This is a genomic window from Acinetobacter sp. ACIN00229 (assembly GCF_016106645.1).
In the GTDB taxonomy this organism is placed as follows: Bacteria; Pseudomonadota; Gammaproteobacteria; order Pseudomonadales; family Moraxellaceae; genus Acinetobacter; species Acinetobacter oleivorans.
The window spans coordinates 96883-123471 of record NZ_JADWOM010000005.1 but is presented as its reverse complement, the minus strand read 5'-3'; the positions used below and the strand labels follow the sequence as shown (position 1 = coordinate 123471).

The following is a 26589-nucleotide window of genomic DNA, read 5'->3' as shown; positions in this document are numbered from 1 at the left end:
TTTTAATTTTCCAAATTCATAAGCGAATCATGAACACCTCTTGGCACTGTTATTGCTAAAACTCTGTATCACGACAACGAGTTCAGGAATAACAGTGTTTTTAGCCGAGTTTAATCAAGCCCCACCCGAACAACTCAAGACTTTGTTAAAAAACTGTGTCCACATTCCAGCATGGGCCGAGAAAATCACTGCAGGACGTCCCTATTCATCAAAAGTATCTCTTTTAGAGCATGCAGAAAATTTAAGTCAAATGTGGTCATGGCAAGACATTGAAACTGCTTTAGCAACCCACCCAAAAATTGGTGAACGACAAGCAAAAAAACAACTCAATGCAAAAGAGCAACATTTTTCAAATCAGGAACAAGCCGGCATTTCTTTAGATGAACAAACGCAACAAGCGCTGCTACAAGGCAACCTTGATTATGAACAAAAGTTTGGCTTTATTTTTTTAATTAAAGCAGCGGGCCTCAGTAGCGATGAGATTTTAAAAAAGCTACGCGAACGTTTACAACATGACTTAGCTATCGAAAAAGTAATTGTACATGAGCAACTCTCAGCGATTGCTCTATTACGTCTATCTCAGGAAATACAAGCATGATCAGCACTCATATTTTAGATACGAATTTAGGCAAACCAGCTGCACACGTAGAAGTGAAGTTGTTTCATGCAGAAACCCACGAGCTGATTGCAACCGCAACCACTAATCCAGACGGTCGAGTGGGTGATTTTGGAATAACCGACTTTGCCAAAGGTGCTTATCAACTTGAATTTGAAATTGCACCTTATTTTTCATCTCAGCAAATTAAAACTTTTTTCCCACGTGTTTGTATTCAATTTTTTGTAGAAGACGTCAATCAGCATTATCACATTCCATTACTGATCAGCCCGTTTGCTTACTCCACTTATCGCGGTAGTTAATTCAAATATAAATAGGAGAAAAATATGAATCATCAGCAAAAAAATGCGATTTCTCCAGAGCATGAATATTTAGGAATTTCCAAAAGTTTTGCCTACGGCTTACAGCATGTGCTGACCATGTATGGTGGCATTGTAGCCCCGCCACTTATTATTGGAACAGCAGCTGGCTTAAGCTCAGCACAAGTCGGAATGCTCATTGCAGCTGCCCTATTTGTCGGGGGATTGGCGACACTGATTCAAACCATTGGAACAAAATATCTAGGCGCAAAATTACCTCTGGTACAGGGTGTGTCTTTTGCAGGTGTTGCAACTATGGTCGCCATTATCACCACTGGTGGCGGCTTACCTGCTGCATATGGTGCGGTGATTGTCGCATCTCTGATTGGACTATGTCTTGCGCCTTACTTTTCAAAAATTATTCGGTTTTTCCCACCCGTTGTGACCGGATGCGTCATCACGATTATTGGACTATCTCTTTTACCCGTTGCGATTCGCTGGATGATGGGTGGTAATAACAAAGCACCTGACTGGGGTAGCGTAGAAAATATCTCTTTAGCCTTACTGACCTTAGGTATTGTGATTGTTCTAAATATGCTGCCGCAAGCAAGCATCCGACGCTTATCGATTTTGTTGGCTATTGTTGCTGGTACCACCCTCGCCTACTTTATGGGTTTTGGTGATTTTACTCAGGTCAGTTCAGGCGCATGGCTCCAATTTCCACACTTATTTGCATTTGGTTTGCCGACTTTCGAGCTTAGTGCAATCTTATCGATGTTGATTGTAACTTTGGTCATTATGACTGAAACCACAGCAGACATTATTGCTGTCGGAGACATTGTAGGAACTGAAGTCGATTCGAAACGAATCGCCAATGGCGTACGTGCTGATATGTTTTCGAGTGCTTTTGCGCCTATTTTTGGTTCGTTCATGCAAAGCGCTTTTGCCCAAAATGTTGGGTTAGTTGCAATTACTGGCATCAAAAGTCGTTTTGTCGTGGCAGCAGGTGGTGTCATTCTCATTATTTTGGGCCTACTCCCCATTATGGGTCGTTTGATTGCCGCGATTCCAATGCCCGTACTTGGTGGTGCAGGTTTGGTCTTGTTTGGGTCAGTTGCAGCAAGTGGAATTCGCACTTTGGCAAAAATAGATTATAACGATCAGAAAAATTTGATTATTGTCGCGACTGCTTTATCAGCAGGAATGATCCCAATTATTAACCATGAGTTTTATGCTCATTTTCCAGTTTGGGTACAAACTTTGTTTCATTCGGGCATTAGTTCAACATGTATCTTTGCTATCTTGTTGAATTTATTATTTAATCATTTACCCTCATTTCGCAGCTCGCGTACCCCACATTTAAGCCAAACAATAAACACAAGAAATACTCATTAAAGATTTAGTTTTTAGCGCCCCACTTCGGTGGGCTTTTTTTTAACCGTTGATCAAATTTGGCTTCATTTTTGCTTAAGACCCTGTATCCTTAGCGTGCTTTATTTGGGGGGAGATCATTTAAATGCAATTAAAGCAACTTGCGGCGACTTGTGCCTTGTTATCTGCAACTGCCATGGTTCAGGCAAAACCAATCTGGCAAGATTTTAGTGTAACTGGACTTTATGGTGAAAACTATGAAGTTGTAGATGACAAAGAAACTACGATTACTTTGGAATATGCTGCGAAAGTTAAATACGCTGATGTATTTTTCTTCATGGACCGCATGCGCGGTGAAAATGACCACAAGAGTACTTACTTTGAGTTATCACCACGTTTAAGCTTAGGCGAAGTGTCTGGTAAAAAACTGGCGTATGGTCCAATTAAAGATGTGTTAATTAGTACCACTTGGGAAAGTAACAGTGAAAACGGCAATAACTTCGACAACTTCCTTTATGGTTTTGCAGTTGACTTAGATATCCCATATTTCCAATATGCGAATTTAAACTTCTACCGCGCGAATAATGAGAAAACTGACGACGATTATCAAATGACATTCGTTTACGGCGTTCCATTAAAATTAGGATCTGAAGATTTCTTGGTAGATGGTTTCCTTGACTGGTCAACTGCTGAAGGCGACCATGCCAGCGAGTTGAACTGGACAACACAATGGAAATGGAATGTAGGTAAACACATTTCTCCTGACACACGCCTATACCTCGGTATTGAGCACTCTGTGTGGAATAACAAATTCGGTATTAAAGGTGCAGACGAAAATAACGTCAGCGCATTGGTTAAATACCACTTCTAAAATTATGATTTAGAAGATAAAACAGCAAGGGTAATTCCTTGCTGTTTTTGTTTTAATCGAGTGGATTACCCACAATATTGCTAATAATCCCCTGCATAATATGTCCACCTTGTTCACGGCGTAATTCTGCATACCATGCTTGTGTAACGCTTTCATCTTTCATATGGGTCACATCACAGCGTTTACGCGCACGAAGTACCAACTCATTTGCACGTTCATTACGCTTGTTTTGATAGCGACGTAAAGCATCTTCGACACCTAAAGTGTTAATTTGCAGAGAACGCGCTAAATAAATCGCATCTTCCATTGCTTGGCAACCGCCTTGACCAATATCAGGTGTCGTGCTGTGTGCAGCATCACCTAAAATCACTACACGACCTTTATAAAACTGAGTAAACGGTTCAATGTCATGGATTTCTACCCGATTGGTTTTTTGCGGGTCTAGGCGCTCAATGAGTTGCTGTACTGGCAAACACCAATCCGCAAAATATTGTTTTAAAAGTTTTTTATAGTCATCTCGATTATTATCTAATCCTGCTGGCAAAGGCACATCTAAAAAGAAATAGAACTTACCATCTGCAACTGGCATTAAAGAAGCTCGCTTGCCTTCCCCCACATAAGTCGTCCATTGCTGAGCTGGGGCTAAATCTTCAGATATTTCAACCAAGCCATTCCAGTTCACATAACCCGCATAACGGCGCTGTACTTGTTGGCCTAACACATAGGTCCGTGTAAGTGAGTGGGTACCGTCAGCCCCAATTAATAGATCAGCCTGCGTTGAGCTGCCATCTGCAAAATGGACCTCAACATAATCAGCCTTGTCTTCAAGGCTAACCATTTTTTTGCCTAAATAAATCTGATCTCTGCCAAATTCATCCATCAGCATATTTTGTAAATCGGCACGTGCAACTGGATAAGGTCTTTGGCCTACTTCTTCAATTAATGGTAGTAAACTGAATTGTGTCATCACATCTCCAGTTAAACCATCCACATAGGCCAAATCATCCATTTGTCCACCAAGTTTGGCGATTTTGTCAGTTAATCCCAGATAATTTAGACATTTCACACCATTTGACCACAGCGAAATTGCAGCGCCAACTGGAAGAATCTTTTCAGTTTGCTCAAAAATACGAACTTGGTGACCAAATTTTTTTAATGCAATGCCTGTGGTTAGACCTCCCATTCCCGCACCAATAATCACCACATTCATAACACGCTCCTATAGATATTCACCTATAGAGTGCTTATGCTAAAAACATGCCATCCTTCAAAATTTATTTAGCTTTTCCACAAAACTGGCATGCACCATGCTTATATATTTACGTGTAAAACTCGTCTCAGCACGCTCCGTGTTGGCGCAGTTTTAAATGAAAAATCATGTTTTTAACAAGAAATACGGATAATCCACTATGGCAACATTGCACGCTCCAGCATTTGAACTTCCTGAAATTTTGAATACGAAAACCAATTTGGCAGATGCCCGAATTGGTGCACAAGTCATTGAGTGTTCAGATGATTTCTTTGCAGAAGCAAAGCGTATGCTGCAATTTGATGCACCTATTTTTGTTGAAGATAAATTTGATGATAACGGCAAATGGATGGACGGTTGGGAAACGCGTCGTAAACGTCATGCGGGCTATGACTGGTGCATCGTAAAACTAGGTGTAAGTGGAAAAATCAGTGCACTTGATATTGATACCAGCTTTTTTACAGGAAATTATCCAGCATCTGCATCATTAGAAGCTTGTTATGCACCAAATGGTGACCTTACAGGGGCAAAATGGGAGAGCCTTTTAGGAAATACGGAACTCGGCCCAAGCCAGCATCATATTTTTATGGTCAATAATGATGCACTTTTCACTCATATACGCCTCAATATTTTCCCAGATGGTGGTATTGCCCGTTTACGTGTCTATGGAGACGTTCATATTCAGGTGACTGATGGTGAGCAAACGCTTGATTTATTGGCCCTAGAAAATGGTGGTCGCGTAATTGCCTATAGTGATGCGCATTTTGGACATCCACGTAATTTGATTAACCCCGGTCGTGGCATCAACATGGGCGATGGATGGGAAACTAAACGCCGCCGAGCTCCGGGTTATGACTGGTGTATTCTTGCGTTGGGTAAAAGCGGAAAAATTGAGAAGCTTGAAATTGATACGGCTCACTTTAAAGGGAATTTCCCTGCCCAAGTATCTATTCAAGCGGTTTACCTTGAAAATGCTACCGATGCACAGCTGATTCCACAAAGTATGTTCTGGTCTTATTTACTTGAAGCTCAACCGATGCAAATGGACCATATTCATGAATATGTGAATGAGATTTTACAGCATGAAAAAATCTCTCATATTCGCATTAACATGATTCCAGACGGTGGTATTAGTCGTGTTCGTTTATGGGGAAAAATTGCCAAGTCATGATCATGAAGAATGTTCAAATTCAGCCCTTAACAATTGAAAACTTTCAGCCCTTCGGAGAGGTCATCTGTTGCGACGGGCATGACTTTTTTCATATTAACGATGCCCACACCGAGCGCTACCATGCGCTCGTTGAAACTGAAATTGAAGGGGAAGCAAAGGCAGGAATTAGTATTTTCCGTAATATTAAGGCCAGTGTGCTACCTCTGGAAATTTCAATGCTAGAGCGCCATCCCAAGGGGTCTCAGGCATTTATTCCATTACAGCAACAAAAGTTTTTAATTATTGTCGCGCCCGCTTTAGACGAGAATACTCCCGACATTTCAAAGCTATGTGCATTTGTTTCAAATGGGAAGCAAAGTATCAATTATCGGGCAGGCACATGGCATCATCCTTTGCTTACCTTTGAGGCACCAAGTGATTTTGCAGTGGTAGATCGAATTGGAGGTGGAGCGAATTGTGATGTTTTTCAATTTCCACAGACTATAAAAATTACGACCTAAATTAAAATATACAGATCTGTATATTTTTTAATTTTATGGCAAAAACCGTTGTGGTGATTTCCAATAACTTAGTTTTACATAAAAAAATCCCCGCCTATTGAGCGGGGATTTTTTAATTCTATTTTAAACAGTGATATCAGCTAGGTTACCCTTCTGCTCAAGCCACTGCTTACGATCTGCTGAACGTTTTTTAGCAAGCAATTTATCAAGTAAACCAGCTGTAAAATGAGCATCATCTAGATCGAGCTGAACTAAACGACGCGTGTTTGGATCCATGGTCGTTTCACGTAGCTGAATCGCGTTCATCTCACCCAATCCTTTGAATCGGGTAATTTGCGGATTACGATTGCCTTTTACATTCTTCAAGATGACTTCAAGCTCATCTTCATCAAGTGCGTAATGGACATCTTTACCAATATCAATACGGAACAATGGTGGCATCGCCACATACAAATGACCTTCTTCAACCAATGTTGGAAAGTGTTTAACGAATAAAGCACAAAGCAACGTCGCAATGTGTAAACCGTCCGAGTCCGCATCGGCCAAAATACAGATTTTGCCATAACGCAGCTCTGATAAATCATCACTGCCAGGGTCTACACCAATGGCAATCGCAATATCGTGAACCTCTTGAGAAGCCAAAACCTCATCAGAAGAAACTTCCCATGTGTTTAAGATTTTTCCACGAATTGGCATGATCGCCTGAAAGTTTTTATCACGCGCTTGCTTGGCACTACCACCTGCTGAGTCACCCTCGACAATGAATAACTCACTGTCTTCACGCGTTTGTCCAACACAGTCAGCCAATTTACCCGGTAAAGCAGGGCCAGAAACAATCTTTTTACGCTCAACCTTTTTCGCTGCTTTTAAACGACGACCAGCTTTAGAAATCGCCATTTCTGCCAATTGCATGGCAATTTCAGCATGTTGGTTTAGCCAGAGTGCGAAGGCATCTTTAGCAATATTTAAAACAATATTAGATGCTTCCCGACTCGAAAGACGTTCTTTGGTTTGACCTGAAAACTGCGGTTCTTGGAACTTGAGTGACAAAATATAGTTCACACCATCCCATACATCTTCTGCCGAAAGTTTGAGGTTACGTGGCAACAAGTTACGCAGCTCACAGAACTCACGTAACGCCTCAGTTACACCTGAACGTAAACCATTCACATGAGTACCGCCTTGTGCGGTTGGAATCAGGTTGACGTAACTTTCTTGAACCTGCTCACCGCCTTCTACATTCCAGCAAATCGCAAATTCACACGCCGCCCGGTCTGCCTGACCATTACTCACAAAAGCGGGATTTGGCAAAATTTCGCGGTCTTGTAATTCATCCATCAAATAATCGACGAGGCCATTTTCAAATTGCCATTCGATTTTTTCATCGTTAATTTGATCGATATAGATAATTTTTAAACCAGCCGCTAAAACAGCTTTGGCTTTTAAATTGTGTTTAAGTGCTTTTAACGCAAATTTTGGACTATCAAAATATTTCGCTTCCGGCCAAAAATGTACCGTTGTACCTGTCGCGCGCTTTGGAGCCTTACCTTCGAGAACAGCTAAAGGTGCTACGGGTTCACCTTGCTCAAAGGCCATTTGATATAGGTTACCCTGACGTTGAACTTCGACCTCAACACGTGTTGATAAAGCGTTTACAACTGAAATCCCCACACCATGCAAACCACCTGAAAACTGGTAGTTATCGGTACTGAATTTACCACCCGCATGGAGCTTGGTCAGAATGATTTCGATACCACTTTGGCCATATTCAGGATGAATATCCACTGGCATACCACGGCCGTTATCTTCAACAGACAATGAACCATCTTTATAAACAGTGACACAGATTTTGTCGGCATGACCAGCTAATGCTTCATCAACAGCATTATCAATAACTTCTTGGGCTAAATGGTTAGGTCGAGTCGTATCGGTATACATCCCTGGACGACGACGAACAGGGTCTAAACCAGAAAGGACTTCAAGCGATTGAGCCGTATATTGTGTCACGTTGTACGTTTTCCTTATTTGATGGTGTGCGCAAAGAATTCGATCACTAACGGTAATTTTTCTTCAAAATCTTCCATAGCATGATTGCCATGAGCATCCGTCAAAATCAATGAGGATGGCGTTGCAGCACTATAATAGCGTTGTGCTTGACGATAATCCAAAATTTCGTCGCCTTGTTGCAACAAGACGAGTATTTTGTCAGCATTTTCAGGTTGTTTCAGTTCCAGTTGTTGTAATTGTCGCAACTGAATATGGTCAATTGACCATTGATCATTCACCACATAAGGCATGCTTTCAACTTGGAAGAGCTCATCAAACAACTTCCATGGTTGCATAGCAGGATTAATCAGTACAGCCGGAATATTATATTTCGCGACAAAATATGTCGCAAAAAACCCGCCGAGACTACTACCAACTAAAGCCACGTCTTGCAACGATTCAATCAGCGCTGAAACTTGCTCTACCACTAGATTAGGAGATCTGTTTAGGTCTGGCAAATGCACATTTATGCCTAATTCGCTACAATACTGCTTAAGGCTTAGCCCTTTAATTGAAAGAGCGCTACTATTAAAGCCATGGAGGTAGATAATATTCATATATTTCCCTCTAAATTGAGAATAAACTCACATTTTTGTTCTCGGTTTGTATATAAAAACACTATTGTCAGACAAGAAAAACCACTCAACTAACCATTCATCAGTATTTTAAAAACATGTGTTATTTAAACTACTAAGATGGAAACGTTTACTGCCGTTGATAAAAAGTACAGCTTAAAACGTCGGTTATAACGTATATGGGGAAAAGATATGCCGAGCTTAACACCACTACATGAAACTTATTGTAAATGGGATCGTACGCCACCGAGTCAGGCAGACGTACTAGAAGGTTTAGCTCAACTGTTCAGTACCAGCTTAAATGGTGTACATGAATTAATACAAGTTATTAATATTGAAGTATTAAAAAATGCTTTTGGTGTAAGCACACAAAATGCTAAAAACTTTCAAAAACGACCATTTGTGCAAAAGGCATATCAATTTTCTTATGGCGCTTTACAAAAATATGGTAGCCACTTTTTAGCGCCAAGTTTACGTCACATTATTGAAAAATATCCCACACTTCACGAAAAACCCCTCACCCCGAGCTTACATTTTTTAGTCGGAATTTTGAATGGGATTTTTGGGGATTACCTACTTAAACAACATAGTCCACTCGCTTTACCAATGGTGCTATACGATCACTACGGTGCAATACAACAAGGGGAACTTGCAGGTCGTATTGTGATTTTGGCTCATGGTTTATGTATGAATCATCTGAGTTGGTCAAATGCACATTATGGCGGTATTGGGGAGCGTCTGTTAGCACAGCGCGACCATAACACGATGCTGTATTTAAACTACAATACAGGTCGACGTATTTCAGCCAATGGGCGCAGTTTTTCAAATTTATTAGAAGATTTGGTACAACGTAATCCAAGAATTACCAGTATTGATATCATTGGCCATAGTATGGGCGGGCTAGTCTCTCGTAGTGCCTTGTTTTATGGCAAACAAAATATGTATCAATGGATTCATATGGTCGAGAATTTGGTATGTATTGGCTCTCCACATCATGGTGCAGTACTTGAGCGTTTTGGCTTTACCATACAAGATAAGCTCGGGGCTTTCCCATTTGTTGGGTTACTGGGTCAGTTAGTTAATATTCGTAGTAATGGGATTTTAGACTTACGCCACGGTAGTGTTCGTGATGACGACTGGGAATATATGGATGCCCGAATTGGCATGATGGATGATAACCGTGCCCCAGCTCCGTTACCTTCCCATATCAATACCTTTTTAGTAGCAGGAACACTCGAGTTTGAAAAGGTGCGTAATAAAGCGCTTACCGTGATTGGCGATTACTTGGTGAGTGTGAAAAGCGCGCTAGGTGAGCATCCAAATCCACGTTTCCAGCTGAAAGTCCCAGATTCGCACAAAGCCGTGTTTTATGGCTTAAATCACTTTGAAATTCAGTATCACTCAAGTGTAGCCGAGCAGATCACACGCTGGCTATACCCTCATGTGAATGATTATGTGCAAGACGGTATTCAAACCCATATTATTGATATGCCGAACTATACGCTTGAAGATTTAGAAGGAATTGTAGAGACGTAAAAAAAGCCCAACTTTTGTTGGGCTTTTTTAATTAATTAGCTTTTGTAGCAGGAAGAAAATATTTTTAAATTTCAACCTTCCAAGCTTTATTGGCAATTACTTTTCCATTTTTTATATTTAAAACAATATTGTAAGCTGCTGCACCACCATTATTAAAAGTATTTAAAATATAAATATTATTATTTAAATAATATATTTTAAAATCAGCAAGCTCGTTCTTGTCTCCATCTATACCATTTTTAGGAAAAAAGTATTGCTCTATATCATTTCTACCAATTTCTATTTTCTTATCTTTATCCTTAATTATGATTTTATCAAGTTGTAAAAAATCATTATTAGATAAAATACCATCAGCACCAAAGAATTTTTTATCATTAAAATAATTATATTCACCTTTAAAATTTTTATAAAGTTTAGGATCTAAAATAGCTTTTTTTGCATACACTTCTACTATTATATTTTTATCATTATAAATAGCTTTTTCTCTAGAATATTGAGATAGCTTAATAGAAGTATAACCACTAAAATTATTTATTCTATTTTTATAGACAAATCCAGATACACCATTGCTTGCATTAACTAAACAAAAATTATTTGTCCCTTCATCCATCACACAAGAAACAATTTCATTATTATTTAATTTGGACGTAACTTTAGAATTTAAACTTGAATTTCCTCGTACATTAACGTACCCATCCTTATCTTGAATAAAACCAAAGTCAGCATATGAAGCTACTGGACCTATCATTAGAAAAGTAAAAATTATAAACTTAAGTTGTTTCTTCATTTAGGATAAGTTCCGTTTTGAATTTATATCTTAATAAAATAGTAATATTATCTTTTAGCTAATATTACTATTATTAAATACAATCAAAGTTCCAATAATTTATAATTACTCTTCATAATCATTACAATCAATTTTCTTATTTTTTAAACTCGCATCAGTTGTGTAACCAATTTTAAAATTTAAATTTAACAAGTCTTCTTTTCTAAAAACTTTAGGGACAATATTCCAAACATTTTTTCCATTAGTGACAAAGACCAAATTAAACTCTGGGACTTTATTGTTATTGGTATCAATTTGATACTCTACAGAAAATTCATCTTTTTTCTTACCAACAATATTATATATACGTGGTTCATTTAATTTTTTATCACAAGCTTGATATATATATATCTTATTCTTTAAAATCTTAATTGCACTTTCATTACAATAACACCCACCTACTTCTAACTCTTTTATAACACCATCTTTATACTTAAATGGCTTTATTAAGTTTCCTTCTAAACTATCAAAGTCTAGGTATGATATTCTTAAATCTTTAATTTTAGAATTATTAAAATCACTCAGACATTTATAATTTTCATTATTTGCTTCTCTCCCATTAAAATTACATCTTAAATTTCTATTTTTCAACCAAGAACGTTGATTATCAACAAGATACTTAACTTCGTTTTTATTATCACTAATATAGCTTTTTATATCAGAATATGTACTATTCAGATCATGCTCACTATTTTTATATGCTGTTTTCTCATCTAACCGTTGTGGCTTATAATCTGCAGCATTTGAGCAGGCACTCAAACTAAAGACAAATAGCACACTAAGAAAATTAAAATTAATGCCTTGCATCGTACGTTCCTTTAATAAACAATTGATATTCACTATTACGTCTTTTCGTTAAACCGAGATCTGGAACTTTTTTTCCATTTACAGTTATTTTATTTATATCTAACATTTCTTTAGGCCCATCTTTATAATTACTTTCATTAATAAGCTTACATAAATTTGGGGCTTTACTAGCAATATTCCCGATATTAAATGCTAACGATACTAAAGCATCAAATTCATATTGATATAGAGGAACTTTAATAGCTTTTTTCACATAAGCCTCATGTTTCAAAACATCTTCTTCAAAATAAATTTTAGCCTGAGATATTGAGATAAAATCTTTTAAAGCCTTTTTACCTAAAGCTTTACATGATGATTGACCTACGAGATGCCCCCAGCCAACTGTACAATATCCTTTAGAATCATCGTAATAGTATGTTCCTTGCCCATCAGTAGTTAAATATTTTCCTTCCCATTCTTGAATAAATAATCTTGCATTTGCACTTGTTGTTAAAGTGTTTAGAGGTATTCTATTTCCAATTGATTTCTGAGAAGTAGTTTGAGGCAACTGTAAATCAAAACTATTTCTATATCCTTCTAACAATATTGCTAAAGGATCAGCTACATCATCACGTCTCGAATAAAGTCCATGTTCTTTTATTGTAAGATTTGACGCATCATCTAATGAAAAACCATTGCCTGTAAAATATTCAAAATGTAGCATTGAAACATTATGTGCTGTTTTTCCAGAAATAGGTATAGCAGCTGGTCCATTCTTATTTTTCATTACACCTGTTTTGCCCAATATTTGGCCTTGCTTAACGGGATCACCCACTTTTAATGTTATTGATTTTGGATCTAATTCACCATACCTAATTACAAACTCTCTACCATCATCAGTTTTATGCCTAATACTTACTTGATTAGTTTGTAGATAGAATCCTTGCGAAGCTATTACTTTACCTGGTGCTATAGCCACTACTTCAAAGCCACTTTCTGCTTTGCTGACAGGTTTACAATTACTATATAAATCTCTTCCCGCATGCTTTCTATTACCACTTCTATTTCTTCCAAAGATTGCCATTGAAGCATTAGTATCATTGAGTTTAGCTCCCCAATAATAATTTGATAGCTCTCCACCAATATCATTGATAGGTTTTACTTTAAAAGGGAAAATAATACTTGGTTTATAATTAGATATATTCTGTTTTGGATTCCCTGTATCTTGACTTTCAGCATTCATATTTTTTAATTCTGGCGCAGTACTATTAAGAATCTGATCTTTAATATGATTATAGATCTTATCTGCACTAATATCTGGCATCCAATCCGGAGCTTTCGCTAATGTGCCAAACCAATGGTCATCTTTATCATCATGATTATCCTTTTTAGCAACTCCATTATTAATGTTAGAACTATTATTTATTTTCTTTGGTTCTCCATTACTTACTTTGTTTAAAGGTAGCTTTAGTATTTGTCCTTCCGAAATCTTATTTGCATCTTTAATTTTATTTATTCTTTGAATTTCTTCAATTTTACAATTTGTATCTTTTGAAATCTTTAATAAAGTATCACCCTTTTTCACTTTATATGTTTTTCTACTATATTGACCAGTTTTCCCTTTCTCTCTCAGCTGAGTTTTTATTAAAACTGATGGACTATATAACTTGACGATAGCATGGCTTTTTTCAAGACAAACCCTACTGATAAGTTGCATCTGATTTAAAATATTTTGGAAATAAACATCAAGTACAACTCCTTTATCTCTACTTATATCAACAATCGCTCCTTTAGAATTTGTTAATCCTTCAGCAATGAGATTATTACCATTTTTTATTTGATATTTAGCATTTTTAATGGGATGCCCTAGTAAGTCTAATAAAATAAAGGTTACTAAACACTTATTTTTCATTATTTTTTACTCCTAAAGTAAAATCCTCATTATCCCATTCATCAACAATTACATCCCAAAGCTCTTGCTCTTTTCCAACTAAAACTTTTATATTAAATGGATCTTCTTTTGTAATTTTCCCAGTTCGCCCATGTTCATCTAAGGCTCCTGAGATAAATGAATTTGTTTCTTGAATAAATGCTTTATAAGTAAACTGACTAAAATCGCTCTCCCAAAATAAATCATAAACATCTAACTTATTACTATACATAGCAGTATTTGGAAGCTGTGGAACCTCATAAGAAACCTTAACCCCACTCGTAAACAAATGCTGCCCAGCTTTACTTTCAAACTTACCGCCTGTTGTTGAAAATACACCATCCGCATTAATTTTGAGCTGCGACCCACCTGCTGTTAATACAATTTCTTTTGGACTGGTAAGCTCAATTTTGTCTTCAGTAGAAATGAACTTGATGACTTTCTTGGCAATCGCTTCAATAGCATCATCTTGCGCTTGTAGTTCGAGCTTTCCTTTTGCTGCATAAGCGCGGAAACCCTTTTGTGCAGCAAACAAACTAATTTTATCTTGTGCATGCCCAATAATATTTTTCTGTGCGCTTAAATTAATTGAACCGCTGGCACTTTCAGCAATATCTTGTGAAGCTTGCAGAATAATATTTTCGGGTGTCGTTAAAGCAATGCCATTTGGCGATGCTAATAACATAAGAGCTTGTCTAAAGATTTTGCCTTGTTCTTGCTGTTTCGTATCTGCACTACTTTCTAAACCTTGGGTATAACCCTCCATAAAGCCTTGCAAAGAACTCAATGCTTTTGATGGTGATACTTCTAATTTACTGCCTTTACTAAATGTTCCACATACACTCATCATGTCAAAGTCTTTAGTCTCAACATTCCCTAAGACTTTTCCGACCTCTTTAATACTTTCAAATGGATTTTTATGAATCCGATCTTTAATGCTGGCAAGTTTTCCTTTAACAATCTCAGCGCCATGTTCTTCAACATTTTCGATGAACGCTTTTAAATTCTCTACCGCATCTTTAGCGTCGGTAAAGAAAGCATTAAATTCGTCTACAACACCTTTTGTATCGCCACCTAATGCACCCATGTCTTGAATAAAGCCACCGCAGTCTTTTAATGCGTGAATAGGGTCATTATTAATGCCTTCCTTAAATAGGTTTACCGTACTATTTAATGCCTGCCCTGTGGTTTTTAGTTCAAGGGACTGGATGAATTTGGGTAATCGATTAATCACATTCAAAGCATCAGTTTGTTGCTTAGCTGCAACTTCACTGAGCATTTTCATGCTGTCATAACCTTGTGAAAGTAAAGATTGTGCTTGTGCAGCTTCTAAATGGTCTGCAATTGCCTGCTCTTGCGCATAGGTACTAATGAGCATGCCTTTGCCTGCCCGCACAGCTCCCCAAGCATCTGTTCTAAGCTCAAAACCCTCACCACGACCTTGGCTCGTCGCTTGTTCTTTCGGGTGGCTTAAGTTACCTAAGTTCAACTGTGTCGCTGCATGGCTACTTTGTAGTTGGGTACTGATTTGCCCTGTTGTGTCATCAAAACGTAATTGGTTAAAACCACTACCGCTGATTTCCTGACTGCGAATCCCGCTTAGTTTTTTAGTCGCAGGAAGCTGCCCTTTTACATCAAACTTGGTTGGCGAACGCTGCGCTTCATGGATACGCCCCGTCACAAATGGACGATCAATATTGCCATCAAAGAAGTCTATGACAACCACTTCACCAATACGTGGTAAAAACCGTGCTCCATAACCTTCGCCAGCCCAAGGAGTCAATACATCAACCCAAGCCGAGTCAGTGTCGTTGTCATTGCTACCTGCGCCACCATCATGGCCATGATCATCACTACGGGTAAATAGAAAGCGTACTTTTATACGTCCCCATTCATCGACATGAATGGTCTCTCCCTCTGGCCCTACAACTTTCGCCCTTTGGGGGTAGGCAATTGGTCGATGCTGTTCTGGATTATATTCAGGTGCAGTTTTAATTTGACGGCGTATTAAGGTCAGCTCATTACCTTGACGCTCAATATCTTCATAACCATGTTTATCCCAACGACTTTGGGTTAACAACTGGTTAACTTGCTGATGCAAATCTTTCGGTAGGTTATTTTGGTTATAGAAATTTTTAGCAATGATGAGGAACTCTTGATCAGCCCCATCATGCTGATCAATTTCTGGATGCTCCTGTAGATTAAACCAATAACCAACTTGGCTATCACGGACACTACTATAGGCCTTAAAGTATTTGGCCTGACTTGCGTACATGTCAGTGAAGTGCTGATTTAATTTCTCTAGCTGATTACTACTTGAACCGGTAGCTTGATCTTCCCCTTTTAAGTCTTGCATCCAAGCTGGGCTCATGTGCCATGCTTGTTCAAGGCTCAAACTCGCTGAATCAAACTGCTCTGAATGTATGTGTGTAGTAATAACTGAACCTACACCTTCTTCGTGTGCCAGAGCATCGGGTTGCCAACGCTGCACATGTACCGCTGTCGGCTGCAAAGTCCGCACTGCTACAAAACCCGTAATGCTATCTTGATATTCTGTCGCACTACTGCGGTGATAACGGATGCTGCGTCGTTCTAAAGCTTGATACTGGCTATTGTCATCAATGAGTCTTAGTTTTTGAGCGTGTATTGGCGCAGTAAAATGAGGAACAAAAAGTTCGGCTTCATCAATTAGCCAGCTAATGCCTTCACTTCGCCATAAGCGTGTCAGAAAGTCATAGTCAGACTCATTGTGCTGCATGATAAATGGGCGAATATCATAACTCTGGCTTAGCCCACTAAGATCAAGACTTAAACTTGTCGCAAAAAGCTGACTTTTTTCTTGCCATTCTTTAAATAAAACTTCCGCGACTTCAATAATACTTTTATTCATAAAAACACGACTATTACGGCGCTTGTGCCATAAATTTGTCGCGTCTTTTAAGGTAAGTTTATAAAGCGTTAAAGCACCGTCACTTTGGCCATAACTGGCTTCCGTTACAATTCCTGTAGTTCGAAATAATTGTCCTGAATCAGTGACCTGATCAACAGCAACCTGTACCCCTATAAACTGCTTCAATGCAATTTGTGCACTCGTCGAAAGACAAATTAACTCAGCTTCAACTTCCCCATTTAGCTGGTGTTGGCCTTCGATACGCTGTAAAAAAACTTGGTTATTGAGTAGTTCATTAGAAAATTGCACGTGAATCGCACGTTTCTGTGCACTTAACCCTATTTTTTCCAAAACATTAAAGATATTAAAAAACATTTTTTATAATCATAAGGATATAAAACGGCTGCACTTTATAAAAAACAGACCTATCTGTCTACATCATTATTCTTTTTTTCAATTTGTTTTTTTATAGTTTGATTAATTATAAAACAATAAAAAAAGCCCAACATAATATTGAGCTTTTTTTAATCTGTTTAAACTTACTTTTTAGCAGTCTTAAACACTGGATAAAAACGGAATAACTGCCATAAACAGACCAGTAAGAGCAAAACGAAATAAACCAATGACCAAACTGGTAAAGACTGACCTAAAAAGGTCCAATCAATTGCAGCACACTCACCTGAACCAGAAAGCACTTCTTGCAAAACTGCTTTCATAGGTAAAGCATCAATTAAATAATTTAAACCTGGTCCACAACTCGGTACTTGATCTGCGGGTAAATGCTGTATCCACACATGACGCCCTGCGACACCGACTGACCATAAAATTGCGATGCCAGCCAAAAATGCATAAAAGCGTTTAATCGCATTGGAAACTGGGTTATGCAAAAAAGCGATGAGCGCTACAAAACCCATTGCCATTAAGCCAACACGTTGAAAAATACAGAGCGGACATGGCTCTAAACCTTTTACATGTTCCAAATACAACGCAAAAGACATGCCGACAATACTTGCTAAAACAAGTAGCCCACTCACCAAACGGTAACTTAATCGCATGTAAAACCTCGTTTTATTATCGATATTGTTCAAGATATTGATCAAAACTGACCTGAGTATCTTGCTCAAGTTGTTCTTGCTGCTGTAACGACTGTGCAGCCAATTGTTCAAAATGTTTCAAGGTTTCCACACTAAGCTCATGCTCTTCATAACTTTCAGCATGTAATTGCGCCATGTGGCTACCAAAACTCCAAGTTCCACCATGTTTTAACGTATCGTCAATAACATGGGCAGATAAAGTCTCATCAACTTCATCAATTCGTGCTTGCATGATCGCTAATGCTGAACCATACAAGTCCGTTGCGTAGGTCTGATCGAGTAGCTGTGCACAATCTTGCATTTTTGCAATATATAAACGTGCCCAATCTTCGATGTGATATGACCCTGTTAAATCAGTAATGGTTGCGTTCGGTGCTCGACCTCGGTTTACCACCTCGGTCTGATTTTTCTCAACCAAGTCTTGCTCAGGACCTAACAAGTCTGGGCTATCACTTAACAGACAATAAAGTGCTAACACTTCAAGGAAGCCTGCCGTTGTTTCATCAACGCCAATTGCCGAGTATGGGTTTACATCAACAGCACGTAGCTCAACATATCCCACTCCTCGATTTTTCAAAGCTTGAGACGGCGTTTCACCTTTTTGAGGCACCTGTTTTGGACGTACGAGACTGTAATATTCATTCTCGATCTGCAAAACATGATCATTAATTTGCAACGGTTCACCAGAGGCATCATTTAACCCTAAACGGCTAAATGGTGGGTAAGGAGAATGAACGGCTTTTTGTAAACCATCCAGATAGCCAGACAAATTATTGTAATGAATACCTAAGCTCTTTTGAGCTGAGTTTTGATAGCCCAATCGCCCCATACGGAGTGCTGTAGCATACGGTAAATAGTATGAACCTTTGATTAAAGGTAATAACTGATGTTTATGTCCAGTTAAGAAACAACGACATACTGTTGGGCTAGCGCCCACTAAAAACATAACTAACGGTGTTAAACGAATAAAATTACGAATAAGACCAAAATAACGATGGCTACGATAATCCTGCAAACTTAATGATTTTAATTGTTCGTCAGTTTCATGAGCTTGTAGCTCGGCAAAAAGTGTATCTGGAAAAGATAAATTGTAATGCACGCCTGAAATGGTCTGCATACGGCGACCATATCGAATTCCCAGCCCACGGCGGTATAGTGTTTTAAAACGACCAATATTAGAGGTGCCGTATTGTGCTAGACGAATCCGTTCTTCATTATCGTCTAACATACATGGCATAGACAGCGGCCAGAGTTTCTCACCATTTTCTAAATGACGATGCACAACCGCATGAATATCGGTGAGCTCATTCAAAGCCTCACCAATGGTTGGCTTAGGTGAGGTAATAAACTCCATTAATGCTTCTGAATAATCAGTCGTAATTTGTGGATGTGTTAAAGCCGAACCCAATGCCTTTGGATGTAACTCTTGTGATAAGAACCCATTACTTTGCATACGTAGGCTTTCACGCTCTATTCCACGTAACATGCCTTGTAGTAGCGACGAATCCACCCAAGCAGGAATAACTGATTGAGAGGGTGTAGTGGGTTGACTCATGCATTTGCTCGCTTATTAAAGATCACTATATACAAAATCGTGAGATGATACGGCTATTTATATACTCACATCATTCCAGTTTGGCAATTTTTATCACAATCTTGTTATTTAAGACACGAAAGAATTGTGATTTTATTGAAGAATAATTGCTAAAGAGTTGTCAATATCATGAACGAACAAGACATTTTAAACTTCTGGTTTTCTCCTGAACACCGTTCACTTTGGTTTGCAAAAAGTGATGATTTTGACAAAAAAATCCGTGAAAATTTTTCTGACGTTCATCGACAGGCAACTCAAGCAGAACTGTGGTCTTGGCGAAAAACAGCGGAAGGCCGTTTGGCAGAGATTATTGTACTAGACCAGTTTTCTCGCAACATTTATCGTGATCAACCCGAATCTTTTGCCTATGACAGTTTGGCATTAGCTTTGGCACAAGAAACGATTAGCTTACAACTCGATGCACAGCTTAATCCAGAGCAACGTTCTTTTTTATATATGCCGTTTATGCATAGTGAATCGAAGCTGATTCATGAGTTTGCCTTGAAACTCTTTCAACGCCTCGGCAATGAAATTAATTTAAGTTTTGAGAAAAAGCATAAAGTCATTATTGATCGCTTTGGACGCTATCCTCATCGAAATACCATTCTCGGGCGTATTTCTACTCCAGAGGAAACTGAATTTTTATTAGAACCGAACAGTAGTTTTTAAAACTTCTTAATTTTTAATGCTGAGTCATCTATTTTTTAATGCTCAGCTGGGAGTTCATCATGAAATATCTCTCTCTTTGTTTAGCCTTAGGCACTGCCTTAACTTTAACTGCGTGTGCAACGACTCCAAGTAAACCAAAAACCTTTGATCAGCTTGGCCAGTTTTCAGCATATCCTCTAAATGCCCAAACATTCCGTATCAGTTTTCAAGCCGACCCAAATATGAGTTATGGCAGAGCTGAAGAAATTACCTTGGTGAAATCAGCACAAACGACGATACAAAAAGGTTTCCGCTTTTTTAAAGTGCAAAATGATCCAAGTAATCAGAGCCAGAAACCGCCTCGTCAGGCTGTGGTTTATCCATCAGCTCCAAGCTTTTACCCATATGGTTATGGTCGTCGCTACCCAGGTTTCTGGCATGATCCGTTCTATGATTACCCACAAGTGGTCAATATCGACCCTGTTCAAGTGTCGTATACTATTGAATGTTATCGGGATCAAAAGCAGGCTCCACAGGATGCTTTTGATGCAACCTTGATCTTGAAATCAATCGGACAAAAATATGGATTGAGTTCGACAGGAGAGCTGTTGCCACCGCCTGAGCCTCCAGTAAAACAAAAATGAATAGGATAAATTTATGAACATGGCAGAAGAAGTTCACCACGTGCCCAGTCTAAAACGTAGCAAATATTTTGCTACTCTGGCGCTTATTATTGTCGTTGTGCTGTGGATTGCACTGATGGTGGCTGATCGTTTTCTGCCAGAGTACACAGGTTTTATTCATATTTTAATGTTAGGGGCAGAAGCCGGTGTAGTCGGTGGTTTAGCCGACTGGTACGCGATTACAGTTCTGTTTCGGAACCCATTTGGTAAGTTACCCATTCCTAAGTTTTTACGCGACCATACCGAGATTATTCCGCGCAACAAAGCTCGCATTGCAGAATCAATGGGACGTTTTGTACAAGAAAACTTTCTTTCGCCTCAAGTGGTCGAACGAAGCCTAGAAAAAACGGACTTGAGCCTCGCAATTGGCCAATGGCTAGCAAGCCCACAAAACAATACCCAAGTGGTACAGCTCATTCAGCAAACCGTACCGAAAATTTTTGAGTTTGTTAGCCAAGATCAAATTGCCAATTTTGTGCAAAACAATAGTGTGCAATGGGTGCGTAATACCGAAGTCAATAAACTCGCAAGTGAAATGCTACGCGCGGTACTGGAAAATGATTTCCATCAAGACGTTTTACAGCGTGGACTCGATATCGCGCATGAATGGGTGGTACAAAACCCAGATAAAACCCGTGAATTAACCCGAAAAATGTTTAAAGCACTTGGTGTCTGGTCCCTTGCAAAAGGCGCAAGCTGGATTGGTATTGATGTTCAACAACGTACCATCGATTCACTGGTTGAAAAAGTAGAATCGATGCTGGCAGACCCTGAACACCCATGGCGACAAGAAATTGAAACCATTGCCCACTCTCTCATGCTTGAGCTGGCAAAACCAGACAGCGTTGCTAGCCAACGTCTCAACAGCGGTAAAGATGCCCTTCTTGATAGTCCACAAGTCCTCAATTTCATCAGTGGCGCTGTTACGATTTTGTGTAATGCCATTAAAGAAGATTTAATGAAAGAAGACTCTGGTATTGCAATGAACCTAAGAGCGGCTATTCAACAACTAGGTGAAAACCTTGTTCAAAATACCAAGGTACGTGAAGTGCTAAACAAAGAAATGACAGGACTTGCGCTGACTTTTACAGATCAATATAGCCATAAAATCATACGCTATGTCAGTGAACGCATTCATGAATGGGATTCACGCGAAATGATCGGGAAAATTGAAAATGAAGTCGGTGGCGACCTACATATGATCCGAGTAAATGGCGTTGTAGTCGGTGCATTTATTGGTTTAACCCTCGGTGTAATTCGAGCAGTGATTGAATCAATTTTATAACTTTAAATATTTTTAATAAGAGAACAATATGCTACAGCTACAGTCAAAACTGGCCACTCAAGGCGTGACTATTTTTAGTACCATGACGGCAATGGCACATCGTTTAGGTGCTCTCAACCTGTCACAAGGCTTTCCAGATTTTCCGGCACCACAAGCCTTACTGGAAGCTTTATCTCAGGCGACTTTAGCTGGGCATAATCAATATCCACCCGGCGATGGTATTCTCGGTTTACGGGAACAGCTCGCTTTACAATTTCAGCAGCGTGACCAACTTCAACTTGACCCTGTAACGCAAATCACGATTACTCCCGGCGCAACCATAGCAATTTTCTGCGCCATACAAGCCTGCATAAACGCAGGTGATGAAGTCATTATTTTTGACCCAAGTTATGACAGTTATGGCCCTTCTGTGCAGTTAGCAGGTGGTAAAGCAGTTCATATTGCACTTGAAGCACCTGACTTTAAGGTGAACTGGCAGCAAGTTAAAGATTTGATTAATGACAAAACCCGTATGATTGTGGTGAATACTCCCCATAATCCAACAGGTAGCATCTGGGCAAAACAGGATTGGTTAGAGCTTATTGCACTGATTCAAGATAAAAACATTGTGGTTTTATCCGATGAAGTCTATGAACACTTAGTGTTTGATGATCAACAACACTTCAGTGCTTTGCATTTTCCAGAGCTCAGAGAGCGTAGTTTTGTGATTGGGTCTTTTGGGAAAACCTTTCATGTGACCGGCTGGAAAACAGGTTATTGCGTGGCTTCACCTGAGTTAATGCGTTTATTTCGCCAGATTTACCAATATGCGAATTTCTGTGGCACGACACCTTGTCAGATTGCCCTAGCGCAATATATGCAGCAACATCCGGAACATATTCAAGAGCTTTCGCAGTTTTACCAAACTAAGCGAGATCGTTTTAATCAGGCAATTCACAATAGCCGTTTTTTACTAAAACCATCTCAAGGGACCTATTTCCAAAATCTTGATTACAGTCAGATTAGACCTGACTTAAACGATGTAGAAATGTGCCAGTTTCTTGCCGAGCAACATAAAATTGTGGCTATTCCTGTTTCAGTTTTCTACCAGCAAGCGCCAGAGTCTTTACGCCTGATTCGCTTCTGCTTTGCTAAAAATGATGAGACTCTGCAAAAAGCAGGAGAAATCTTGAATGAATGTTAATAAATTTAGAAACTTAGCATAGTAAAACACTACAAGAAATTTCACCTAACTATGCTAAGTTGAATGTCTGCCCCGCTCATCAAAGAGATGGGCGATGGAGAACACATGCCACCAAGACAGTCTTTAATTCACCAGCAAAATCTATGGAAAACATTTTTTGTTTTCTTACTGCCACTCATTGCAACCAATATTTTGCAAAACTTGTCGGGGACGATTAACACCATCTTTGTTGGCCAAATGATGGGTGTTGATGCGATTGCTGCCGTCTCGGTTTTTTTCCCTATTTTATTCTTGCTCCTTGCTTTTATTATCGGGATTTCAACAGGTACTACTGTTTTAGTAGGGCAAGCGTGGGGCGCACAAAATATAGAGAAAGTCCAAAGTGTGGTCGGTTCTACCCTGTTTATGACACTGATTGGTGGGGTAATTACCGCGATTATCGGCGTGTTTTTTGCCCATGATATTTTAGAGTTATTAGGTACAGATCCAAAGGTAATGCATCTTGCTTTGCCTTATGTGCAATGGATGCTGGCGGGTAGCCCGCTTCTGTTTGTTTATATTATTTATACCTCAATTTTACGTGGTGTAGGCGACAGTACCACGCCTTTACTTGCATTGGCTCTAACCAGTGTAATTGGCTTGGTGATTACCCCGATATTGCTTAAAGGTTATTTTGGCTTACCCGCCCTAGGAATTATTGCTCCAGCAATTGCAACGATCACGGGTTATGTTGCTATTTTGATTTTTCTAGCGATTTATCTGAACAAGAAAAATCATCCACTTCGGCCGAATCGTCAGCTTCTGCAACATATCCGCCACAATCCAGAACTGAGCAAAATCATTTTGCGCTTAGGCGTTCCAACCGGCATTCAAATGATTACCACCTCAATGGCTGGCTTGGTTATTGTTGGGTTGGTTAACCATTACGGATCGCATGCTACAGCAGCGTATGGTGCAGTGAATCAGGTGCTCAACTACATTCAGTTCCCTGCCTTGTCGATATCAATTGCGGCTTCAATTTTTGCAGCACAAGCGATTGGTGCTGGCAAATCAGATCTGTTAGCACGAGTAACCCGCACAGCTTTGGGAATGAACTTTTTATTTACAGGTACCTTAATTGCACTCGGCTATCTATTTTCTAAATATTTAATGGCTTTGTTTATTACCGACCCAACTGTGGTGGTGTTAGGGCAGCAACTTTTATTTATTGTACTTTGGGCAATTTTATTCTTTGGTGCAGGTGCCATTTTTGCATCGATCATGCGTGCCAGCGGAACCGTGACTGTCCCAATGCTACTTAATATTTCTGCTATTTTATTTATTGAAATTCCATGTGCTTACTGGTTTAGCTCAATATGGGGCCTTAAAGGAATCTGGGTTGCCTATGCCTTGGCATTCGTTAGTTTATGTATTATTCAAGGCTTGTATTATCAATTTATCTGGAAGAAAAAGAAGATCAAAGTTCTTATTTAGAACTAACTAAACCACATAAAAAAAGCCATCATTTGATGGCTTTTTTAGTTAAAAAATTACTTCATTAATTTGGTCACAATGGTTGAAGCACGTTGATATCCCGTTGGGAATAAACGCTGGAATGCATCAAGAATTTTTGCATCACTACCAATCAATAAACGGCGCTTATTTTTTAATACCGCTTGTAAGATTTGACGAGCTGCTTCTTCAGGTGGAGTACGTAGTAGCTTGTCAAAGTTTTGGATCGATTTCGTCGGATCCATACCCAAACTATTCAAGCTATCACTCATTTTTGCAGATTTAGCAATATTGGTGCGAATTCCACCCGGATGTACACATAACGAGCTTACGCCACTTTTTTCAATATCCAACTCTTGGCGTAATGATTCGGTAAAACCACGTACAGCAAATTTAGTCGCGTTATAGCCAGATTGAGTCGGTTGAGCTGTTAGACCAAATAAGCTCGAGATGTTAATAATATGGCCATCTTGAGTTTGCTTAATGAACGGTAAAAACTCTTTAGTACCGTACACCACACCCCAGAAGTTAATCCCAACGATCCACTCTAAATCTTCGTAGGTCGCACCTTCAACAGTTGAGCCTAGCGCAACACCAGCATTGTTAAAAATCAGGTTAACAGAACCGTGATCTTGCACAGTTTCTTGTGCCCACTGCTTTACCGCATCCCGATCCGACACATCAAGCTTTTTGGTGGTAACAGTAATATTGCTGTACGGTTTTAAAAGCTCGACAGTTTGTTGTAATCCTTTTTCATTAATATCACTCAACGAAAGATGGCAGCCCTGTTTTGCCAAAAGAATTGCTAACTGTTGCCCAATGCCAGAACCTGCGCCCGTAATTGCAGCGACTTTGTTTTTAAAATTTTTCATTGTCCATCCTTTGTTTTTCGATATTTGCACAACCGGTTCATTGCATGTGCAGTTCAGACATCTTCAATATAATTTTGACAATATCCATTGTCAATATAGTACACTGTAATTTCAGATAGAATGGCACAATTCTTCTGAGGGCTTTATCATAGTGAGTATATTTGGCCAAAACCTATAAATTAGGAAACCAATCTTTAGGAAACGACTTATTTATGGCGACTAACGACTCAACCAGTAAAAAGAAAACAAAAAGTGTGAGTAAAGAACGTCAGTTCAAAGGGTTATCTCTATCAGAACGTAAAGAGGCCCGCCGTGAAAAACTGATTGAAGCAGGTATTGCGACTTACGGAACGCTCGGTTTTTTTTCCGTGACGGTAAAAGATGTATGCCAAGAGGCAAAACTCACAGAACGTTATTTTTATGAATCATTTAAAAAGAGTGAAGATTTATTCCAAACCATCTTTTTAAAAATGATTGAAGAATTACAGCAGAACTTAATGCAGGCCGTGATTAAAGCTGCACCCGATCCAGAAAAAATGGTCGATGCTGGTTTAAGAGCACTGCTGACAACATTAAAAGACGACCCAAGATTAGCTCGTATTGTCTATGTCGACGCAGTTTTGGTACAAGAGTTACATAATCAGGCCACCATTCAAGAAACACTTGCGCAATTTGATCGCATGATTCAAGCCTTTGTTATGCTGACCATGCCGCAAATTCAACACCATGAAAATGAGCTTTCTTTAATCGCAACTGGCTTAAATGGATATGTCACTCAAATAGCGATTCGATGGGTCATGGGAGGGTTTGAGCAGTCGCTTGAGCAGGTTTTAACCGCATGCCGTATCGTTTTCTTATCTTTATTAGCGCAAGTTTCAAAATAATATTAAAGTTTTTTGACAGCCATAAATGTACAAAACCAGCTAAGCTATTCAAGTGATAACCTATTGAATGATTTTAAGAAAATTAAAGTCTTCATGTCATAATTTGGTCATACCTTTGCCTTAGTTTTGTCACAAATTATTGCTAAATTTAATTTTATAGACTTTTCTGCAATGAAATTGTCATAATTA

The 26589-nt window shown here is 39.0% G+C and carries 23 protein-coding genes; 13 read left to right on the top strand and 10 right to left on the bottom strand.

The features are described 5' to 3' along the window. Nucleotides 1-94: 94 nt before the first annotated feature. From uraD to I7H67_RS06200, 4 genes are all read left to right on the top strand, one after another. Nucleotides 95-598 carry a 2-oxo-4-hydroxy-4-carboxy-5-ureidoimidazoline decarboxylase gene (uraD, locus tag I7H67_RS06215; RefSeq protein WP_198307433.1) on the top strand — a complete coding sequence of 168 codons (504 nt, stop codon included), beginning with the start codon at nucleotides 95-97 and terminating at the stop codon, nucleotides 596-598. Next, complete coding sequence (gene uraH / locus I7H67_RS06210) at nucleotides 595-918, top strand: hydroxyisourate hydrolase (protein WP_198307380.1); 324 nt, start codon at nucleotides 595-597, stop codon at nucleotides 916-918. Before uraD ends, uraH begins: the two co-directional genes overlap by 4 nt. Nucleotides 919-942: 24 nt before the next feature. Then, nucleotides 943-2310 (top strand): nucleobase:cation symporter-2 family protein, encoded by a 1368-nt coding sequence (locus I7H67_RS06205; protein WP_198307379.1) that lies wholly within the window; start codon nucleotides 943-945, stop codon nucleotides 2308-2310. Between the two features lie 121 nt (nucleotides 2311-2431). After that, nucleotides 2432-3157 (top strand): outer membrane protein OmpK, encoded by a 726-nt coding sequence (locus I7H67_RS06200; RefSeq protein WP_005300575.1) that lies wholly within the window; start codon nucleotides 2432-2434, stop codon nucleotides 3155-3157. 52 nt (nucleotides 3158-3209) lie between these two features. Here the strand turns inward: I7H67_RS06200 and hpxO are convergent, their stop codons facing one another. Then, a complete protein-coding gene (hpxO, locus tag I7H67_RS06195) occupies nucleotides 3210-4367 on the bottom strand; it encodes an FAD-dependent urate hydroxylase HpxO (protein ID WP_107880437.1) in 1158 nt (385 codons plus the stop codon). Nucleotides 4368-4566: 199 nt separating this feature from the next. Between hpxO and alc the strand changes: the two genes are divergently transcribed. Continuing rightward, nucleotides 4567-5577 carry an allantoicase gene (gene alc, locus I7H67_RS06190; RefSeq protein WP_198307378.1) on the top strand — a complete coding sequence of 337 codons (1011 nt, stop codon included), beginning with the start codon at nucleotides 4567-4569 and terminating at the stop codon, nucleotides 5575-5577. Further along, entirely contained in the window at nucleotides 5574-6077 is a 504-nt protein-coding gene (locus tag I7H67_RS06185; RefSeq protein WP_174739480.1) for an ureidoglycolate lyase, read from the top strand. The genes alc and I7H67_RS06185 overlap by 4 nt, the downstream gene beginning before the upstream one ends. A 123-nt stretch (nucleotides 6078-6200) precedes the next feature. On the opposite strand, the gene parE is transcribed toward I7H67_RS06185, so the two are convergent. Together parE and I7H67_RS06175 are read right to left on the bottom strand one after the other, a co-directional pair. After that, nucleotides 6201-8084 carry a DNA topoisomerase IV subunit B gene (gene parE / locus I7H67_RS06180; protein ID WP_151767075.1) on the bottom strand — a complete coding sequence of 628 codons (1884 nt, stop codon included), beginning with the start codon at nucleotides 8082-8084 and terminating at the stop codon, nucleotides 6201-6203. Nucleotides 8085-8098: 14 nt separating this feature from the next. Then, entirely contained in the window at nucleotides 8099-8680 is a 582-nt protein-coding gene (locus I7H67_RS06175) for a YqiA/YcfP family alpha/beta fold hydrolase (RefSeq protein WP_107880433.1), read from the bottom strand. Nucleotides 8681-8890: 210 nt separating this feature from the next. On the opposite strand from I7H67_RS06175, the gene I7H67_RS06170 reads away from it, so the two are divergent. After that, entirely contained in the window at nucleotides 8891-10234 is a 1344-nt protein-coding gene (locus tag I7H67_RS06170) for a hypothetical protein (protein ID WP_198307377.1), read from the top strand. A 64-nt stretch (nucleotides 10235-10298) separates the two neighbouring features. On the opposite strand, the gene I7H67_RS06165 is transcribed toward I7H67_RS06170, so the two are convergent. The 6 genes from I7H67_RS06165 to gshA all read right to left on the bottom strand — a co-directional run bounded on the left by I7H67_RS06165 (nucleotide 10299) and on the right by gshA (nucleotide 19315). Beyond that, nucleotides 10299-11021 (bottom strand): SH3 domain-containing protein, encoded by a 723-nt coding sequence (locus I7H67_RS06165; protein WP_198307376.1) that lies wholly within the window; start codon nucleotides 11019-11021, stop codon nucleotides 10299-10301. Between the two features lie 105 nt (nucleotides 11022-11126). After that, entirely contained in the window at nucleotides 11127-11867 is a 741-nt protein-coding gene (locus I7H67_RS06160) for a lysozyme inhibitor LprI family protein (protein ID WP_198307375.1), read from the bottom strand. Continuing rightward, a complete protein-coding gene (locus tag I7H67_RS06155) occupies nucleotides 11854-13758 on the bottom strand; it encodes a glycoside hydrolase family protein (RefSeq protein ID WP_198307374.1) in 1905 nt (634 codons plus the stop codon). The genes I7H67_RS06160 and I7H67_RS06155 overlap by 14 nt, the downstream gene beginning before the upstream one ends. After that, nucleotides 13748-17041: a type VI secretion system Vgr family protein gene (locus tag I7H67_RS06150; RefSeq protein WP_198307373.1), complete on the bottom strand. Its 3294-nt coding sequence runs from the start codon at nucleotides 17039-17041 to the stop codon at nucleotides 13748-13750. Before I7H67_RS06150 ends, I7H67_RS06155 begins: the two co-directional genes overlap by 11 nt. Before the next feature lie 164 nt (nucleotides 17042-17205). After that, entirely contained in the window at nucleotides 17206-17721 is a 516-nt protein-coding gene (locus I7H67_RS06145) for a disulfide bond formation protein B (protein WP_024433026.1), read from the bottom strand. A gap of 16 nt (nucleotides 17722-17737) precedes the next feature. Next, nucleotides 17738-19315: a glutamate--cysteine ligase gene (gene gshA / locus I7H67_RS06140; RefSeq protein ID WP_151767078.1), complete on the bottom strand. Its 1578-nt coding sequence runs from the start codon at nucleotides 19313-19315 to the stop codon at nucleotides 17738-17740. Nucleotides 19316-19483: 168 nt separating this feature from the next. On the opposite strand from gshA, the gene I7H67_RS06135 reads away from it, so the two are divergent. The 5 genes from I7H67_RS06135 (at nucleotide 19484) to I7H67_RS06115 (ending at nucleotide 24626) form a co-directional block, all read left to right on the top strand. After that, complete coding sequence (locus I7H67_RS06135) at nucleotides 19484-20023, top strand: DUF924 family protein (RefSeq protein ID WP_198307372.1); 540 nt, start codon at nucleotides 19484-19486, stop codon at nucleotides 20021-20023. Between the two features lie 59 nt (nucleotides 20024-20082). After that, nucleotides 20083-20646 carry a CC0125/CC1285 family lipoprotein gene (locus tag I7H67_RS06130; RefSeq protein WP_198307371.1) on the top strand — a complete coding sequence of 188 codons (564 nt, stop codon included), beginning with the start codon at nucleotides 20083-20085 and terminating at the stop codon, nucleotides 20644-20646. Nucleotides 20647-20659: 13 nt separating this feature from the next. Continuing rightward, a complete protein-coding gene (locus tag I7H67_RS06125) occupies nucleotides 20660-21970 on the top strand; it encodes a DUF445 domain-containing protein (protein WP_174759139.1) in 1311 nt (436 codons plus the stop codon). A gap of 28 nt (nucleotides 21971-21998) precedes the next feature. Next, a complete protein-coding gene (locus I7H67_RS06120) occupies nucleotides 21999-23153 on the top strand; it encodes a pyridoxal phosphate-dependent aminotransferase (RefSeq protein ID WP_198307370.1) in 1155 nt (384 codons plus the stop codon). Between the two features lie 105 nt (nucleotides 23154-23258). After that, nucleotides 23259-24626 (top strand): MATE family efflux transporter, encoded by a 1368-nt coding sequence (locus I7H67_RS06115; RefSeq protein WP_005300523.1) that lies wholly within the window; start codon nucleotides 23259-23261, stop codon nucleotides 24624-24626. 56 nt (nucleotides 24627-24682) lie between these two features. On the opposite strand, the gene I7H67_RS06110 is transcribed toward I7H67_RS06115, so the two are convergent. Beyond that, nucleotides 24683-25516, bottom strand: a complete 834-nt coding sequence (locus tag I7H67_RS06110; protein ID WP_005300520.1) for an SDR family NAD(P)-dependent oxidoreductase — start codon at nucleotides 25514-25516, stop codon at nucleotides 24683-24685. A 212-nt stretch (nucleotides 25517-25728) separates the two neighbouring features. Between I7H67_RS06110 and I7H67_RS06105 the strand changes: the two genes are divergently transcribed. Further along, nucleotides 25729-26400 carry a TetR/AcrR family transcriptional regulator gene (locus I7H67_RS06105; protein ID WP_000224580.1) on the top strand — a complete coding sequence of 224 codons (672 nt, stop codon included), beginning with the start codon at nucleotides 25729-25731 and terminating at the stop codon, nucleotides 26398-26400. Nucleotides 26401-26589 lie beyond the last annotated feature (189 nt).

Excerpts from the sequence above, each read along its gene's own strand:
- I7H67_RS06150 (WP_198307373.1), bottom strand. The coding sequence starts at position 17,041 with ATGTTTTTTAATATCTTTAATGTTTTGGAAAAAATAGGGTTAAGTGCA.
- I7H67_RS06155 (WP_198307374.1), bottom strand. The coding sequence starts at position 13,758 with ATGAAAAATAAGTGTTTAGTAACCTTTATTTTATTAGACTTACTAGGG.
- I7H67_RS06120 (WP_198307370.1), top strand. The coding sequence starts at position 21,999 with ATGCTACAGCTACAGTCAAAACTGGCCACTCAAGGCGTGACTATTTTT.
- I7H67_RS06145 (WP_024433026.1), bottom strand. The coding sequence starts at position 17,721 with ATGCGATTAAGTTACCGTTTGGTGAGTGGGCTACTTGTTTTAGCAAGT.
- I7H67_RS06165 (WP_198307376.1), bottom strand. The coding sequence starts at position 11,021 with ATGAAGAAACAACTTAAGTTTATAATTTTTACTTTTCTAATGATAGGT.
- I7H67_RS06170 (WP_198307377.1), top strand. The coding sequence starts at position 8,891 with ATGCCGAGCTTAACACCACTACATGAAACTTATTGTAAATGGGATCGT.
- I7H67_RS06130 (WP_198307371.1), top strand. The coding sequence starts at position 20,083 with ATGAAATATCTCTCTCTTTGTTTAGCCTTAGGCACTGCCTTAACTTTA.
- gshA (WP_151767078.1), bottom strand. The coding sequence starts at position 19,315 with ATGAGTCAACCCACTACACCCTCTCAATCAGTTATTCCTGCTTGGGTG.
- I7H67_RS06135 (WP_198307372.1), top strand. The coding sequence starts at position 19,484 with ATGAACGAACAAGACATTTTAAACTTCTGGTTTTCTCCTGAACACCGT.
- I7H67_RS06185 (WP_174739480.1), top strand. The coding sequence starts at position 5,574 with ATGATCATGAAGAATGTTCAAATTCAGCCCTTAACAATTGAAAACTTT.
- alc (WP_198307378.1), top strand. The coding sequence starts at position 4,567 with ATGGCAACATTGCACGCTCCAGCATTTGAACTTCCTGAAATTTTGAAT.
- I7H67_RS06175 (WP_107880433.1), bottom strand. The coding sequence starts at position 8,680 with ATGAATATTATCTACCTCCATGGCTTTAATAGTAGCGCTCTTTCAATT.
- I7H67_RS06160 (WP_198307375.1), bottom strand. The coding sequence starts at position 11,867 with ATGCAAGGCATTAATTTTAATTTTCTTAGTGTGCTATTTGTCTTTAGT.
- I7H67_RS06200 (WP_005300575.1), top strand. The coding sequence starts at position 2,432 with ATGCAATTAAAGCAACTTGCGGCGACTTGTGCCTTGTTATCTGCAACT.
- I7H67_RS06105 (WP_000224580.1), top strand. The coding sequence starts at position 25,729 with ATGGCGACTAACGACTCAACCAGTAAAAAGAAAACAAAAAGTGTGAGT.
- I7H67_RS06205 (WP_198307379.1), top strand. The coding sequence starts at position 943 with ATGAATCATCAGCAAAAAAATGCGATTTCTCCAGAGCATGAATATTTA.
- I7H67_RS06115 (WP_005300523.1), top strand. The coding sequence starts at position 23,259 with ATGCCACCAAGACAGTCTTTAATTCACCAGCAAAATCTATGGAAAACA.
- hpxO (WP_107880437.1), bottom strand. The coding sequence starts at position 4,367 with ATGAATGTGGTGATTATTGGTGCGGGAATGGGAGGTCTAACCACAGGC.
- I7H67_RS06110 (WP_005300520.1), bottom strand. The coding sequence starts at position 25,516 with ATGAAAAATTTTAAAAACAAAGTCGCTGCAATTACGGGCGCAGGTTCT.
- uraH (WP_198307380.1), top strand. The coding sequence starts at position 595 with ATGATCAGCACTCATATTTTAGATACGAATTTAGGCAAACCAGCTGCA.
- I7H67_RS06125 (WP_174759139.1), top strand. The coding sequence starts at position 20,660 with ATGAACATGGCAGAAGAAGTTCACCACGTGCCCAGTCTAAAACGTAGC.